The following is a 16,349-nucleotide window of genomic DNA, read 5'->3' as shown; positions in this document are numbered from 1 at the left end:
TTTTGCCTTAGTTGCTCAAAGATGCGAGGGGTCGGAGTCGATTGCGTAATCCGCCTGGCCGTGCTGCGTAGAAAGCCTGCAAAAATCAGGCTGCCCAAGACCCCCCCCGCCGCGTCAGAGGCGATAGCCGCAATCTGCCAGGCTGCACGAAGAAAACCTGCAAAAATACATGAATTTGCGTCCTTGATCGCTGGCCGCGAAGAATTCCTGCGAAAGTGCAGGCTTTTCACCGAATACGTGGGCTCAGATTCACTTTCGGTGAAAATTCCTGTACTTTTGCAGGTTTTTCTCCAAAATAAGTCAATTGCACAGGAAAAACCTGTACTTTCGCAGGTTTTTTCCCTGCCAAGCTGTCTCCTTCCCGGTTGCGCAAGCGGCCGGCGCCTGTCATTTCGAAGGAATATATGTTTCCGCCGGGCCGTTCGCTCAATTTCCTTTATCAGCTAATTCCGTGGCAAAATTGTTAACAACTTGTGAATGTGAGAAACCTTTCTCTTGATGCGCGCGTCTAATTAACGTGACTAAAGAAGGAAAAGGCTTTTTGCCATTTTCACTTACTTATCGGACAAAAGGAGTAAGAAGATGAAACAGTTCAAGAAAGAGCTTACCCTGCTGCTGGCGCTGCTTATGTTTGTGTCGAGCATCGCCATAGCGCCTGTAGCCGGTGCGGTTTCCGCAAGCGCCTCCATGATCCTGCTGTATTTGGACAAGACGGATGCATTTGTGAACAGCGAGCAGGTGCAATTGGACGCCCCGGCCACGATTATTGACGGAAGCACGTTCGTTCCCGCCAAATTCCTCGGCGATTCGATGGGATTCAAAGTCGAGTGGAGCGACGCGACCCGGACGATTCATATGACACCATCGGGTTACGATATCGTATTGGATGTCGACAACAAGAAAGTGACGATCAACGGCGTCGATACCCCTTTTGATAAAGTTGCTTCAATCGTGAATGGCAAGCTGCTAGTGAAGCTGACATGGGTAGCGGACTATATGGGGGCCAAATATACGTACAACGGCGAGCTCCGCCGGGTGGAAATCATTTCGTTTCCTGCGGCTGAGGGTGTTTATGTAGATCGGGACAGCAACTCCACACCTGTCGCCAAGTTTACAACGGCGAAGGCTTCGTACCGGCTCGGAGAGCCTGTCAAATACGTCGACCTGAGTTACGATCCGGACGCGGAAGGCCTTGTATCTTACAACTGGAAAGGGAAGCAGGAAGCCTTTTTCCAACCGGGCAAGTATCCGGTATCCTTGACGGTGGCCGATGCCCATGGACATGTGAGCAAGGAGTTCAAAAGCTATGTCACAGTCGTCGACCAGCAGTATTTGAGCGAGTTCGAGTATCCGATTTACACCAAGCCGATCGGCAGCTCGATCAAAGCGGATTGGGGCATCATCTGGGCGCATTTTAACCAAATGCCGGCTTTGACCAAGAAGGTGACGCAAGAGACCGACCGCAAGCTTCTGGTTAGCGACAGTCCCGAAGAGTTTACCGAGAGAGGGATTTTGTATCAGGATAACATCAACGGAAAAGCGCGCTTGTATGCCGATCACATTAACGGCACGAAGCAAAAGATGACGATGGCGATTTTCGCCACCAACAATACGGACCAAGCCGTTACGATCAAAACGACGAACAAAGGCGAAGTATATCCTTCCGTATATGCGAATTTGATTGGAAGCGAAGCTTCCGTGGACTTTTTGCTAAACAATGTGTATGACCAAAAGCTGACCATTCCGCCGCATCAAACGTATGTTTATGCGAAGCTTCCCGATTTTTATCCGGGTCAAGGCGTGAACCTGTTCTACGACGTGGAAACGGACGGGGAACTGCAAATGTCTTTTGCCGTTACCGAGAAGCTGTCCACGAACTCGTTGAAAGATCTTCCGCTGCTGCCTTACACCGGCCATGTGCGGGGAACGTTCCCGGTCTCCCAGATTAATTGGGATATAGATGCTTCATCCTTTACCAAAACATCGGTGGTATCGATCGGAGACAACAAAACCGACCCGTTCGTCAAAGGCTACGATGTGATGCGCAAGGAAAACGTGGATAACGGCGGCAACTACGGCGTCGTGTACAAAATGCATATCAACAAGCCGCGCAAAATGGCGGTCATGATGATGGCCAAAGGCGGCGTGTTCAAAGGTCCGTTCAAGGTGAACGGAGAAATGATTCCCGTTCCGTATTCCGGCGTAGTCACGGCGTTCGACGGTTTGACGCTGCTGGCCCGGACCACGGGAAGCGAAGATTCCCTGGATATCGAGTTCACGCCTCCGGCGGGATCGGCGTTCCCGATCGATCTGATTTTCTACCCTATGGAAGATAAAAAGTAAGCATAAAAAAACCAGCCCCTGAGCGCCCGGAAGCGTTCGGGAAGGCTGGTTTTTTGTTATTTTGAGCGGATGGCGTTACACGCGCTCGATGACTTTGTCAATAAGTCCGTATTCCGCCGCTTCCGCAGCGCTCATGAAGTAGTCGCGGTCCGTATCCTTCTCGATGCGCTCCAGCGGCTGGCCGCTGCGCTCGGCAAGAATTTTGTTCAGGTTGTCGCGCATTTTGAGGATGCGTTTCGCGCGGATCTCGATATCGGAAGCTTGACCTTCCGCACCGCCGAGCGGCTGATGGATCATCACTTCGCTGTTAGGAAGCGCGTAGCGCTTGCCTTTGGCGCCGGCCGTCAGCAAGAATGCGCCCATGGAAGCGGCCATGCCCACGCAGATCGTGGAAACGTCCGGCTTGATGAACTGCATCGTATCGTAGATGGCCATCCCTGCTGTAATGGAACCGCCTGGGCTATTGATGTAAAGGCTGATATCTTTGTCAGGGTCTTGTGCGGCCAGGAAAAGAAGCTGGGCAATAATGGAGTTCGCGACGACATCGTTTACGCCGGTACCGAGGAAAATGATGCGGTCCTTCAGCAAACGGGAATAGATATCATAGCCTCTTTCGCCGCGGGCGTCCTGTTCAACGACCATAGGGATAAAACTCATGAGAATTACCTCCTTCGATGGGTACAATGGTTTCAAATGGAAATACTACTTACAGTATGGCCAAGAGAATGTTTAAAAAGTCTGCGCCTTTCTTAATACGAAAGGGAACATTTTCAAACGAACTCGTTGTTAACTAGTATGATACCGAAAAAACAAACAAAGGTCAAGAAAGGTCAAACTTATAATCAAAAAAAATCAGTTTCGCAACTGATCTTCGTTCGTGTTGGCGCGCCCGAAGGGAATCGAACCCCTATCTCAGGCTCCGGAGGCCTACGTCATATCCATTGGACCACGGGCGCATGCAATTGAAATTTAGTGAAGCAAGGGTTATTATATGACACCGAATAAAAAAAAGCAAGACTGAAAATGCTTTCAGTAAAAAAAGGCAAAAATATTTGAACAATTGTTGAATCTGACAAAGCAATTGGTTATAATAATAATGCACGGAACGATATATCTCGACAATGTGCGATTCAAGTTGAAGACTTACCGAATTTGAAGTACTGGCAGTACTCAATTTTTTTTGCTCGGGTGGGACGAAAAATGCATACCCGGGACATAAAACGTCCAATCAATGGAGCAGGAGCGTTGTGATCGTCATATGAGAGAAATCCTTGACATTCAAAAGCAGCTCTTGCCGGACCTCATGGATGTTATGAAAAAACGTTACTCGATTCTGCGCCACATCCTTGTTTCCGGTGTCGTAGGGAGAAGAACGCTGGCCAGCTCGCTCGATATGACGGAGCGCGTCCTGCGCGGCGAGGTTGAGTTCCTCAAGGAGCTGGGCCTGCTGGAGACGGATGCCACAGGCATGAAGGTCAGCGAATCCGGCCACCGGCTTCTGGAGAAGATGGAGCCGATCATTAAAGCCGCTTTCGGCCTGACGGACCTGGAAGAGAGCATCAGCCGGGCGTTTCAAATCGCCCAGGTCATCGTCGTGCCCGGCGATTCGGACGTCTCCGCCTTCACGAAGAAGGAGCTTGGACGGGCAGGAGCGGCCGCTTTGCGCAAACACGTCGCCAAAGACGATGTCATTGCCGTAACGGGCGGATCGACGATGGCGCAGGTTGCGAACCATTTGACGATCTCGTCGCGCATGAAGGGCAGTTGGTTCGTACCGGCCCGGGGCGGACTCGGCGAGAGCGTGGATATGCAGGCGAACACCATCGCATCCATTATGGCCAAAAAGACAGGCGGCAAATACAGGCTTTTGCATGTGCCCGACCATTTGGGCGAAGAAGCTTATCAGACTTTGATCCAGGACCCGCAGATCCAGGAGGTTGTCGACGTCGTGCGCAGCTGCCGCATCGTCGTACACGGAATCGGAGAAGCTATGGTCATGGCCCGCAGGCGCAAGGTGGATGCCCGGACGACGCACAGCCTGCAGGAAGAAGGAGCTTTGGCCGAAGCGTTCGGCTATTATTTTGACCGGCAAGGAAATGTCGTCCACAAGATGGCTACAGTCGGCCTCAGGCTGGAAGACATTCAGCGCGTTGAAGTCGTCATCGGCGTCGCAGGCGGCAAGAGCAAGGGGGAAGCGATCGCTTCCGTACTGCTTCACGGCCAGGAAGACGTGCTCGTGACGGATGAAGCCGCCGCGCTGGAAATTATGAAGCATGCCCCACAAATGCCATCATGACGTGTCTTTTTGACCGTCTTGACCATATAATTTTTAAATCTTAGGAGGAATTCGCTATGGTAAAAGTAGGTATTAACGGTTTCGGACGTATTGGACGCAACGTGTTCCGCGCAGCTCTGAACAGCACTGAAGTTCAAATCGTGGCAGTAAACGATCTGACAGACGTAAAAACATTGGCTCACTTGCTCAAGTACGACACAACTCACGGCAAACTTAACGCTACTGTAGAAGCTGGCGAAGGCGAACTGATCGTGAACGGCCGTTCCATCAAAGTATTCGCTGAGCGCGACCCTGGAAACCTGCCTTGGGCTTCCGTAGGCGCTGAAATCGTTGTTGAATCTACCGGTATTTTCACAGCGAAAGAAAAAGCTTCCCTTCACCTGAAAGGCGGCGCTAAGAAAGTAATCATCTCCGCTCCTGCAACTGACGAAGATATTACAATCGTTCTTGGCGTTAACGAAGATAAATACGATCCTGCTGCACACACTGTAATCTCCAACGCTTCTTGTACGACTAACTGCTTGGCTCCGTTCGCGAAAGTGATCAACGACCAATTCGGTATCGTTAAAGGTATGATGACTACTGTTCACTCCTACACGAACGACCAATCCGTGCTTGACCTGCCGCACAAAGACCTTCGCCGTGCCCGCGCAGCCGCTGAGAACATCATTCCTTCCAGCACTGGCGCAGCTAAAGCGATCGGCCTTGTTCTGCCTGAACTGAAAGGCAAACTGAACGGTATGGCTATGCGTGTTCCTACGCCTAACGTATCCGTTACGGACCTGGTTGTAGAAACAAAAGTCAACGTAACTGTAGACGAAGTGAACGCAGCTCTGAAAGCAGCGGCTCAAGGCGCTCTGAAAGGCATCCTGAACTACTCCGACGAGCCTCTTGTATCCAGCGACTACAACGGAGATCCTGCTTCCTCCACGATCGATGCCCTGTCCACAATGGTAGTTGGCGACAACATGCTGAAAGTGGTTTCCTGGTACGACAACGAGTGGGGCTACTCCAACCGTGTCGTTGACCTTGCCGCTTTCATCGCAAGCAAAGGTCTGTAATTCATAATCAGCACACTTGTAGACACTTGAAGAGGAGAAGCGATTCTCCTCTTTGTGTGTGATTGTTACCAAAAAACCGCTCGGGAGGCCTGTTCCATGAATAAAAAAAGTGTCCGCGATGTTGAAGTATCCGGCAAAAAAGTGTTTGTTCGCGTAGATTTCAACGTACCTCTGGAAAACGGTCAAATCACAGACGATACCCGGATCAGAGAAACGCTGCCTACAATCAAATTCCTGATTGAAAAAGGCGCAAAAGTCATTTTGGCGAGCCACCTTGGACGTCCGAAGGGTCAAGTGGCCGAAGAGCTTCGTCTGACTCCGGTTGCCGCAAGACTGGCCGAACTGCTTGGCAAGCCGGTAGCGAAAGCCGACGAAGCGATCGGCGAAGCAGTTAAAGCGCAAGTCGCTGCGCTGAAAGACGGCGATGTGCTGCTGCTTGAAAACGTTCGTTTCTACGAAGGCGAAGAGAAGAACGATCCCGCTCTGGCGAAAGCTTTTGCCGAATTGGCCGATCTGTACGTGAACGACGCGTTCGGTGCGGCTCATCGCGCTCACGCCTCCACGGAAGGCATCGCACATCATCTGCCGGCCGTATCCGGTCTTTTGATGGAAAAAGAACTGGATGTGCTCGGCAAAGCGCTGAACAATCCGGAGCGTCCTTTTACCGCGATTGTCGGCGGCGCGAAAGTGAAAGACAAAATCGATGTGATCAACAACTTGCTGAACATTGCAGACAACGTGATCATTGGCGGAGGCTTGTCCTATACATTCCTGAAAGCGCAAGGGAACGAGATCGGCAAATCTCTCGTGGACAACGAGAAGCTTGACCTGGCGCTCGGTTTTATTGCCAAAGCGAAAGAAAAAGGCGTGAACTTCCTGCTTCCGGTCGATATCGTAGTCGCCGACAAATTCGGACCCGACGCGAACACGCAAATTGTTCCGGTGGATGGCATCCCTGCTGAATGGGAAGGCATCGACATCGGGCCGAAAACCCGTGAAATTTATGCGGACGTCATTGCAAAATCCAAACTGATCGTTTGGAACGGACCGATGGGCGTGTTCGAAATCGAGCCTTTCTCCCACGGCACCCGCGCTGTAGCTGAAGCTTGCGCTGCCACTTCCGGCTACACGGTTATCGGCGGTGGAGATTCCGCGGCGGCTGCTGAGAAATTCCATCTGGCTGACAAAATGGACCACATCTCGACAGGCGGCGGAGCTTCCCTGGAGTTCATGGAAGGCAAAGCACTGCCGGGCGTTGTGGCTCTGAACGATAAATAAGGGAGGATCTTTCGATGAGAAAACCGATTATCGCAGGCAACTGGAAAATGTTCAAGACCGTTTCCGAAGCGGTCAGTTTTGTAAACGAAGTGAAAGGCGGGGCGGAAGTAGACGGCGTAGAGAGCGTAATCTGCTCCCCGTTCACGAACCTTCCCGCTCTGGTTGAAGCCGTTAAAGGCACAACCCTCCATATCGGTGCGCAAAACCTGCACTTCGAAGATAACGGCGCATTCACCGGCGAAATCAGCGGCGTTATGCTGAAAGAGCTGGGCGTAGAATATGTCATTATCGGACACTCCGAGCGCAGAGCGTATTTTGCCGAAACCGACGAGATCGTGAACAAAAAGGTTCAAGCGGCATTCAAACACGGCTTGACGCCGATTCTGTGCGTAGGCGAGAAGCTGGAAGAGCGCGAAGCGGGTCAAACCAAAGAAGTTTGCAAAGTGCAGACAGAGGCGGCTTTCCAAGGCCTTAGCGCGGAGCAAGCGGCTAAAGTCGTTATCGCTTACGAGCCGATCTGGGCGATCGGTACGGGCAAATCTTCCACAGCGGAAGACGCTCAAGACGTAATCGGTTATATTCGCCAACTGGTGAGCGGTTTGTACGGGGCTTCCGTGGCGGATGCGGTTCGCATTCAGTACGGCGGCAGCGTGAAACCGAACAACATTGCCGAGTACATGGCACAGCCTGACATTGACGGCGCGCTTGTAGGCGGAGCGAGCCTGGAGCCTGCTTCCTACATCCAGCTCGTCGAGGGGGCGAAGTAAGATGTCCAGACCGAAACCGGTAGCGCTGATCATTCTCGACGGCTTCGGGCTTCGTTCGGAGGAGCAGGGCAATGCGGTCGCACACGCGAAAAAGCCCAACTACGACCGTTACTGGTCGACTTATCCGCATACGACCTTAATCGCAAGCGGCGAAGCCGTAGGTTTGCCGGAAGGACAGATGGGGAATTCCGAGGTAGGGCACCTGAATATCGGAGCGGGACGTACCGTGTATCAGGACCTGACCCGGATTTCCAAATCGATTCGCGACGGCGAATTTTTCGATAACGAGACGCTGCTCGGCGCCGTTCGCCACGCCAAATCGACCGGGAAGAAGCTGCACCTGTACGGACTGCTCTCCGACGGCGGCGTGCACAGCCACATTCAGCATTTGTTCGCACTGCTCGATCTCGCGAAAAAAGAGCAGCTTGAAGAAGTGTACATTCACGCTTTCCTGGACGGCCGCGACGTGGCTCCGGATTCGGCGAAAAAGTACATGGAAAGCTTGCAGCACAAAATCGCGGAAGTCGGCGTAGGCAAAGTTGCCACCGTGCAAGGCCGCTACTACGCGATGGACCGCGACAAGCGCTGGGAACGTACGGAGAAATCGTACCGCGCGATGGTTTACGGCGAAGGCCCGACTTATACCGATCCGATGCAAGCGATCATCGATTCGTATGAAAAGTCGGTCTTCGACGAGTTCGTCATGCCGACCGTCATCGTAGGCGCTGACGGCAAACCGGTAGGGCTCGTGGAGTCCGGCGACGCGGTCGTCTTCTTCAACTTCCGTCCCGACCGGGCCATCCAGCTTTCGCAAGTGTTTACGAACGAGGATTTCCGCGGGTTTGACCGCGGGGACAAAGCTCCCCGTAATCTTTACTACGTGTGCCTGACTTTGTTCAGCGAATCCGTAGACGGCTTTGTCGCGTATAAACCTAAAGATCTCGACAACACGCTCGGCGAAGTGCTGGCCCAGAACAATCTGAAGCAGCTGCGCATCGCTGAGACGGAAAAATATCCGCACGTGACGTTCTTTTTCAGCGGCGGGCGCGATGTGGAACTGCCGGGCGAGACCCGCATTCTCATTCCTTCGCCGAAGGTCGCTACTTACGACCTGCAGCCTGAAATGAGCGCGTACGAAGTGGCGGAAGCGGCTGTGAAGGAAATTGAAGCGGAGCGCCAGGATGTCATTATCCTGAACTTTGCCAACCCTGACATGGTCGGCCACTCCGGGCTTCTGGAGCCTACGGTGAAAGCTATCGAAGCTACAGACGAGTGCTTGGGCAAAGTCGTCGAAGCGATCTTGGCCAAAGGCGGCGTCGTGTGCATCACCGCCGACCACGGCAATGCGGACGTCGTGACGAATCCGGACGGAACGCGGAACACGGCGCATACGACAAATCCGGTGCCTTTTATTGTTACGGACAAATCTGTTACACTAAGAGATGGCGGAATTTTGGCGGATATCGCCCCGACGATGCTGGACTTCCTGCAAGTGAAGCAGCCTGAGCAGATGACAGGCTCCACCATCATCAAGCGATAATCATATTAACCAACATAAAAGGAGTGTTATCAACGATGACTATTATTTCTGACGTTTACGCTCGCGAAGTTCTTGACTCCCGCGGCAATCCGACTGTTGAGGTGGAAGTATACCTCGAATCCGGCGCTTTCGGCCGCGCAATCGTGCCTTCAGGCGCTTCCACAGGCGCATACGAAGCCGTTGAGCTTCGCGACGGAGACAAAGGCCGTTACCTCGGCAAAGGCGTTCTGAAAGCCGTTGAGAACGTGAACGAAATCATCGCTCCGGAAATTATCGGATTGGACGCTCTGGACCAAGTCGGCATCGACAACAAAATGATCGAGCTGGACGGAACTCCGAACAAAGCGAAATTGGGCGCTAACGCAATTCTGGCCGTTTCCATGGCTGTAGCCCGCGCGGCTGCCGACGCTTTGGACGTGCCTCTGTACACATACCTGGGCGGATTCAACGCGAAAACTTTGCCTGTTCCGATGATGAACATCATCAACGGCGGCGCGCATGCCGACAACAACGTCGACGTTCAAGAGTTCATGGTTCTGCCGGTAGGCGCAGCCAACTTCAAAGAAGCGCTTCGCATCGGCGCGGAAATTTTCCACAACCTGAAATCCGTTCTGAAAGAAAAAGGCCTGAACACGGCAGTTGGCGACGAAGGCGGATTCGCTCCGAACCTGAGCTCCAACGAAGACGCCATCCTGACCATCATCGCCGCTATCGAGCGCGCAGGCTACAAACCGGGCGTTGACGTGTTCCTGGGTATGGACGTTGCGTCCACGGAGTTCTTCAAAGACGGTAAATACCACCTTGAAGGCGAAGGCAAATCCTACACTCCTGCCGAGTTCGTAGACTTCCTTGCTGCATGGGTCGACAAATATCCGATCATCACAATCGAAGACGGCTGCTCCGAAGACGATTGGGAAGGCTGGAAATTGCTGACTGAGAAACTGGGCGGCAAAGTACAACTCGTCGGCGACGATCTGTTCGTAACGAACACAAGCCGTTTGTCTACAGGCATCGAGCAAAACATCGGCAACTCCATCTTGGTTAAAGTAAACCAAATCGGTACGCTGACCGAAACTTTCGACGCTATCGAAATGGCAAAACGCGCAGGTTACACAGCGGTTATCTCCCACCGTTCCGGTGAGAGCGAAGACAGCACAATCGCTGACATCGCCGTTGCTACCAACGCCGGCCAAATCAAAACAGGCGCTCCTTCCCGTACGGACCGCGTAGCGAAGTACAACCAACTGCTTCGCATCGAAGACGAGCTGCACTCCGTAGCTCAATACGCAGGGAAGAAAGCATTCTACAACCTGAAAAACTTCAAATAATTTCGCTTCGCTTCACATAATTTAATACCGGGAGGGGGTTGCACGATGAGCAATTGGGTGAAGACTATTTTATTTTTGATAGGTTCCGCTTTGCTGACTCATTGGATCCCCTCTTCTTTTTTTCGCAATTTGGATACGATGGTTCATGAGTTCGGCCATGCCGCCGTCACGCTTGCGCTTTCAGGGAAAGTGCAGTATATCGAGCTTTACGCCAACCACAGCGGGGTTACGCACTCTTTAATCACGAAGTCGTGGTCGATTGTTCCGGTTGCGCTCGCCGGTTATACGACGGCATCCTTGTTCACCTGGTTTTTATTCTCGGCTTATGCCAGAGGGAAGCAGCGATTGGGACTTCAAGTGATGACAGTGTTGGCCGTGATTTCTTTAGTGCTGTTCGTGCGGAACGCGTTCGGCATTACGTTTATTATCGGCTTGATCGCCATAACCGTACTTGCCCTGGCGTTAGCTCCCAAATGGCTGCGGGACATCTATTATTTGCTGCTCGCTTTCCTTTGCCTGGAGGAATCGGTGTTCGGGCCGTTATCGCTGGTGCTGTATGCATGGAGAAATGCGCGTGCGGCAGGCGATGCTACAAACCTGGCCCTTTATACGGGTGTGCCTGCTATCGTATGGGCCGCGTTTTTCTTGTTGTTTTCCTTATGGTGCGCAAAACAGGCCGTTCAGGCATTTTTGGGCCGCAGGGGAAACAGAGCGAATCACCCGCAATCGCCGGCAGCTTCCTACCGGAATTAGGAAAGGAATTGTAATCTTGGACGAACTATGTTAAAATACTCATGCTGAATGTATAGGCAAAGATCAGGCTATTGGGGTGCTAACATGGTAATCTTATTCAAGGTTTTGTTGATCATAGCTTCAATCGGATTAATTTGCATCGTATTGCTGCAAAAGGGTAAAAGTGCGGGGTTGTCCGGCGCTATTTCCGGCGGTGCGGAGCATTTGTTCGGCAAGCAAAAAGCGCGCGGTTTAGAGCTGTTCTTGTCCCGTTTCACGATGGGGCTTGCTGCCGCATTTTTCATTCTCTCCATTGTCGTAGCTTACGTAGTGAAAGCTTAGCACACATAAAACGATAACAGCAGGGGAACATTACTCCTGCTGTTTTTTCATTTTACAACGAAAGTCTATGTGTGCAGGAGTGCAACGGAGAAAAATGGGCGAGAATAGAATATATAAATCGACGGAGCCCTTCCTCTGGCAGGGCAGCGGGGCGAACGGGCAAACCGGAATTTTAATGATTCACGGCTTTACGGGAACGCCGTCGGAGTTTCGAAGAATCGGCTATTATTTGCAGGATCAGGGGTACACGATTCATGCGATTCGGCTGCCGGGCCACGGCACTTCGCCGGAAGAGATGCTGCGAACCGAATGGACGGATTGGTATGGGCACGTGCAAGCAAGCTATGACGAGCTGGCCTCGCAGTGCAGCCATGTTGTAGTCGTAGGCCATTCGATGGGCGGGCTGCTCGCATTCATGCTGGCCGCAGAGCGGAATGCCGCAGGCATCGTATCGCTGGCTGCTCCGGTATATCTGGCAACACGGAAGACAGCGCTTGCGGTCATGCTGCAGCATTTTATCACCTATGTGGAAAAGAAGCCCAAGAACATCCCTACGCTGCTGGATGAGTCATGTGCGTATACCAAAACGCCGATTCGTTCCATAGTCAGTTTGCGTAAACTAATGAAGCAGGCGAAAAAGCTGCTCCCCCGGGTAGCTGCGCCGGTATGGATCGGACAAGGAGCCATGGACGCCGTCGTCCTGCACCGAAGCGCCGCATTTTTGTATAAGAAAATAAATTCGGCAATCAAAGAAGTGCATTACTATCCGCAGTCGTCCCACGGAATGCTGCTGGATCAAGAAAGAGACAAGATCTATGAGGACATTTCTTCATTTATCCGGTCTTTGAAGCTGCAGCCCGGCAAGCAGGAAGCTTATCCGTGAAAATTACAAGAAGGTGAACAATACATGATAACAGAAAAAGAAATTTTGAGCTTTATGCAGGAAACGGCCTATAAACCGATGACTTATCAGGAGCTCGAAAAGCATTTTGGCGTTGGGAATGCCAACGAATTTAAAGAGTTTTTGAAAATTTTAAACCATTTGGAGCAGGAAGGATTGATTTTGAGGACCCGCAACGACCGTTATGGCGTGCCGGAGCGAATGAATTTAATTCGTGGCAAGCTGCAAGCGCATGCGAAAGGCTTCGGCTTTCTCATTCCCGACGACCGGGATCACCCTGACGTGTACATACACGCCAACGATATGAATACGGCGATGAACGGGGATATGATTCTTGTCCGGGTTACATCCAAAAGCCAGGGAGGCGGCCGGATGGAAGGCGAGGTCGTGCGGGTAGTATCCCGTGCGAATACGCAGATCGTCGGAACTTTTCAGAGTCAGGAAACGTATGCGTTCGTAGTGCCGGACGATAAACGGATGACACGGGATGTTTTTATACCTCAGCATGCGTTCATGGGGGCGGTTACAGGGCAAAAGGTAGTCGTCAAGCTCGTCAGCTATCCGGAAGGCCGGGCCGCGGCTGAAGGGGAAGTCATTGAGATTCTCGGCCATAAAGACGATCCGGGCGTCGATATTTTGGCGATTGTCCGCAAATTTCAGCTGCCGGAGGCTTTTCCTGAAGAAGTGATTCTGGAGGCGGATGCCGCCCCGGATGCGATCAGCGAAGAGGAGCTTCAAGGCCGCAGGGATCTGCGCGGCAAGCGCATTGTGACCATCGACGGGGAAGATGCCAAAGATTTGGACGATGCGGTGAACGTCGAACGGTTGGATAACGGCAACTACTTGCTGGGCGTGCACATTGCCGACGTCAGCTACTATGTCAGAGAAGGCTCCGCGCTCGATCGGGAAGCGTATAACCGCGGCTGCTCGGTTTATTTGACGGACCGTGTCATTCCGATGCTGCCTCACCGGCTGTCCAACGGCATCTGCTCGCTGAACCCGCGTGTAGACCGGCTGACGATGTCCTGTGAGATGGAATTCGACGAGAATTTGCAGGTGGTTAGGCACGATATTTTTACTAGTGTGATTCGTACAAGCGAACGAATGACGTATACCAACGTGCGCAAGCTTTTGACGGATGAGGAAGTCGAGCCTGAGCTTCTGGAGCGTTACGAGTACTTGCTGGAAGATTTCAAGCTGATGGAAGAGCTGGCCATGAAGCTGCGCGGCAGAAGGATGAAGCGCGGGGCGATCGATTTCGATTTTGAGGAATCGAAAATTTTGGTCGATGCCGAGGGCAAGCCGACCGACATCGTCAAACGCGAACGATCGATTGCCGAGATGATGATCGAGGAATTCATGCTTGCCGCGAATGAAACGGTAGCGGAGCATTTTCATTGGCTGAAAGTGCCGTTCCTGTATCGGATTCATGAAGATCCGGACGCAGAGAAGCTGATGCATTTTATGGAATTCATTACGAATTTCGGCTATGTGGTTAGAGGAAAAGGTAACACGGTGCACCCGCGGGCGCTGCAATCCCTGCTGGAAGAAATTCGCGGCTCTGCGGAAGAAACCGTGATCAGCAAAGTGATGCTTCGTTCGATGAAGCAGGCGCGCTACGATGCCCAGAGCTTGGGGCATTTTGGGCTGGCGGCCGAGTTTTACTCGCACTTCACCTCGCCGATTCGGCGGTACCCGGACCTCATCATTCATCGGGTCATTCGGGAAGTGCTGGCAGTCGGAGTGCTGCCGGATCAGCGCCACGAATCGCTGGCCGGGCGCATGGACGACATCGCGCGGCAATCGTCCGAACGCGAGCGGGTAGCTGTCGAAGCCGAACGGGAAACGGAAGCGTTGAAAAAAGCCGAGTACATGCTGGACAAAATCGGCGAGGAATTCGAAGGTATTATCTCGTCCGTTACCAATTTCGGCATTTTCGTCGAGCTGGATAATACCGTTGAAGGTTTGATCCGTTTAAGCGATTTGACGGACGATTATTACCACTATCATGAAATGCAGCACGCTCTTATTGGGGAGCGCACGTCGCGAATTTACCGCATCGGCGACGGCGCCAAGGTGCGCGTGGCGCGGGTGAACATGGACGAGCGGACCGTCGATTTTGAGATGGTCGACATGAAGCCGCGCGGCAGCGGCAAGGCGAATTTTGTGCGCGGCGGGGACAAGGCGGGCTTTGCCCGCGGCGGCAAAGCCGGCAAAGGCGGCAAAGGCGGCAAGGCAGGCAGCTTTGCCGGCGGCGGCGGGAAAGCTGGGGCCCGGGCCGCAGGCAAGCCCGGCAAGGGCGGCGGTGCGCGAGCTGGCGGCGGCGCCGAGACCGCGAAGGGCGGCAAAGCCGGTAAAGGCGGTGGCCGCCGCAGTGGCATTTCGCTAGGGGGCGAAGCCCTGGCGGGTGTTGGCGCCTCGCCCGCGGCGGGCAGCGCGGGCGATTGGGCGAGCGGCGTGAACGCGCTCGCCAAGAGCGGCCGCCGCCGTGGAACGGGCGGCGGGAGCGGCGGTGGCAAGAAGCGGCGGAAATAGTCGCCGCTTCTTGCATTTCCGCCGTGAACTTGCTACAATAGGTTGCACATTGTAGCAAGTTCACGCATGCTTTTTTCCGCGTGCGGTGCGGAAGGAGGATCCCGCGGTGGCAACGAAGAAGGCCGATGGCAAAGTGCTCGCCCAGAACAAGAAGGCGTCACATGACTACTTTATTGAAGATACGTATGAGTGCGGCATCGTTTTGACCGGAACGGAGATCAAATCCTTGCGCGCAGGCAAAGCGAACTTGTCCGACAGCTTTTCGACGATTCGAAATGGCGAAGCTTTTGTCCATAACATGCACATCAGCCCGTTCGAACAGGGGAACCGGAGCAATCCGTCCGACCCGACCAGAGCGCGCAAGCTGCTCATGAAGAAGGCCGAAATTGCCAAGCTGCTGGGTCATGCCAAGCAGGAAGGCTACACGCTGGTACCGCTCAAGGTGTACATCCGCAACGGCTACGCCAAGCTGCTGCTGGGACTGGGCAAAGGGAAGAAGCAGTACGACAAGCGCGAAACCGCGGCAAAGCGGGACGCACAGCGCGACATTCAGCGCGCGCTTCGCGAGAAGCAGAAGATCGCGAGATAATGGCGAGTGGCAGTTTTGCCACATAGCTGCCTGAGCTTCCATGAACATGGACGTTCGTTTCTCGTCCGATTGTGTTATACTAAGTAAGCAGCAACGAAAGAGCATCAAGCTATACCTTTCACCTTCCTTGGTTCGAATGAACGAAGCGGAAGGCAATCCGGGGGCGTTTTTGGATTCGACGGGGATAGTTCGAGCGCGGGTTGCGGGTAGTGGGGACGCGTCCACTTCATCAACGCTAAAGCCTATTAAATGGCAAACAACAACCTAAATTAGCTTTCGCAGCTTAATAACCTGTGAGCTAGCTTCTACCCTGCATCGCCCATGTGCCGGGATAGGGGCCCAACTTTAGTGGGATACGCCGCTTCGGTCTCCGCCTGGGGTCGACGGAAGAAGACAATCAGGCTGACCCAACGCAGAGCGGGTTACGGCGCGCTGCTCGGGTGACATCAAAACTGTGACTACACCCGTAGATGCCTGTGTGGCGATATTTTCGGACAGGGGTTCGACTCCCCTCGCCTCCATACTTAAAACCCGCTCATAGAGCGGGTTTTTTGAGAGTTAAACCAAAACTTTGCCGCTGCGGCAATCGATTGCTTTAATAAACTCGCGGCAAACATTTGCTTTAATAAGTTTAAGA

Annotated in this window: 13 protein-coding genes, 1 tRNA gene and 1 other RNA gene; 13 read left to right on the top strand and 2 right to left on the bottom strand. The window is 53.0% G+C overall.

The window, feature by feature from the left end; translation table 11 throughout:
- Nucleotides 1-582 precede the first annotated feature (582 nt).
- Nucleotides 583-2,343, top strand: coding sequence for a copper amine oxidase N-terminal domain-containing protein (locus AC0LWT_RS18710; protein ID WP_474682778.1), 1,761 nt, complete (start codon nt 583-585; stop codon nt 2,341-2,343).
- A 75-nt stretch (nt 2,344-2,418) separates the two neighbouring features.
- Here AC0LWT_RS18710 and clpP read toward each other — a convergent pair whose 3' ends face one another.
- Together clpP and AC0LWT_RS18700 are read right to left on the bottom strand one after the other, a co-directional pair.
- Nucleotides 2,419-3,000 (bottom strand): ATP-dependent Clp endopeptidase proteolytic subunit ClpP, encoded by a 582-nt coding sequence (gene clpP / locus AC0LWT_RS18705; RefSeq protein ID WP_235119401.1) that lies wholly within the window; start codon nt 2,998-3,000, stop codon nt 2,419-2,421.
- A 224-nt stretch (nt 3,001-3,224) separates the two neighbouring features.
- Nucleotides 3,225-3,299, bottom strand: a tRNA-Arg gene (locus tag AC0LWT_RS18700).
- A gap of 302 nt (nt 3,300-3,601) precedes the next feature.
- Here AC0LWT_RS18700 and AC0LWT_RS18695 point away from each other — a divergent pair.
- The 12 genes from AC0LWT_RS18695 to ssrA all read left to right on the top strand — a co-directional run bounded on the left by AC0LWT_RS18695 (nt 3,602) and on the right by ssrA (nt 16,236).
- Nucleotides 3,602-4,639, top strand: coding sequence for a sugar-binding transcriptional regulator (locus AC0LWT_RS18695; protein WP_474682777.1), 1,038 nt, complete (start codon nt 3,602-3,604; stop codon nt 4,637-4,639).
- 56 nt (nt 4,640-4,695) lie between these two features.
- Nucleotides 4,696-5,700 carry a type I glyceraldehyde-3-phosphate dehydrogenase gene (gap, locus tag AC0LWT_RS18690; RefSeq protein WP_474682776.1) on the top strand — a complete coding sequence of 335 codons (1,005 nt, stop codon included), beginning with the start codon at nt 4,696-4,698 and terminating at the stop codon, nt 5,698-5,700.
- Between the two features lie 96 nt (nt 5,701-5,796).
- On the top strand, nt 5,797-6,978 hold the full coding sequence (locus tag AC0LWT_RS18685) for a phosphoglycerate kinase (RefSeq protein ID WP_474682775.1): 1,182 nt from the start codon (nt 5,797-5,799) through the stop codon (nt 6,976-6,978).
- Between the two features lie 14 nt (nt 6,979-6,992).
- Nucleotides 6,993-7,745, top strand: a complete 753-nt coding sequence (gene tpiA, locus AC0LWT_RS18680) for a triose-phosphate isomerase (protein ID WP_474682774.1) — start codon at nt 6,993-6,995, stop codon at nt 7,743-7,745.
- A 1-nt stretch (nt 7,746) separates the two neighbouring features.
- Nucleotides 7,747-9,285 carry a 2,3-bisphosphoglycerate-independent phosphoglycerate mutase gene (gpmI, locus tag AC0LWT_RS18675; RefSeq protein ID WP_474682773.1) on the top strand — a complete coding sequence of 513 codons (1,539 nt, stop codon included), beginning with the start codon at nt 7,747-7,749 and terminating at the stop codon, nt 9,283-9,285.
- Nucleotides 9,286-9,320: 35 nt separating this feature from the next.
- The gene (gene eno / locus AC0LWT_RS18670; RefSeq protein WP_474682772.1) at nt 9,321-10,613 is read left to right on the top strand and encodes a phosphopyruvate hydratase; all 1,293 of its coding nucleotides are present in this window, start codon (nt 9,321-9,323) and stop codon (nt 10,611-10,613) included.
- A gap of 45 nt (nt 10,614-10,658) precedes the next feature.
- A complete protein-coding gene (locus AC0LWT_RS18665; RefSeq protein WP_474682771.1) occupies nt 10,659-11,366 on the top strand; it encodes a M50 family metallopeptidase in 708 nt (235 codons plus the stop codon).
- An 84-nt stretch (nt 11,367-11,450) separates the two neighbouring features.
- On the top strand, nt 11,451-11,687 hold the full coding sequence (secG, locus tag AC0LWT_RS18660; protein ID WP_474682770.1) for a preprotein translocase subunit SecG: 237 nt from the start codon (nt 11,451-11,453) through the stop codon (nt 11,685-11,687).
- 94 nt (nt 11,688-11,781) lie between these two features.
- On the top strand, nt 11,782-12,570 hold the full coding sequence (locus AC0LWT_RS18655; RefSeq protein ID WP_474682769.1) for an alpha/beta hydrolase: 789 nt from the start codon (nt 11,782-11,784) through the stop codon (nt 12,568-12,570).
- Between the two features lie 24 nt (nt 12,571-12,594).
- The gene (rnr, locus tag AC0LWT_RS18650) at nt 12,595-15,123 is read left to right on the top strand and encodes a ribonuclease R (protein ID WP_474682768.1); all 2,529 of its coding nucleotides are present in this window, start codon (nt 12,595-12,597) and stop codon (nt 15,121-15,123) included.
- 106 nt (nt 15,124-15,229) lie between these two features.
- Entirely contained in the window at nt 15,230-15,712 is a 483-nt protein-coding gene (gene smpB / locus AC0LWT_RS18645; RefSeq protein WP_474682767.1) for an SsrA-binding protein SmpB, read from the top strand.
- Nucleotides 15,713-15,871: 159 nt separating this feature from the next.
- Nucleotides 15,872-16,236, top strand: a transfer-messenger RNA (tmRNA) gene (gene ssrA / locus AC0LWT_RS18640).
- The last annotated feature ends 113 nt before the right edge of the window (nt 16,237-16,349 follow it).

It is taken from the genome of Paenibacillus sp. sgz302164, assembly GCF_056120505.1.
The sequence above is the reverse complement of the archived record's forward strand: the minus strand, read 5'-3'. Positions and strand labels throughout refer to the sequence as shown.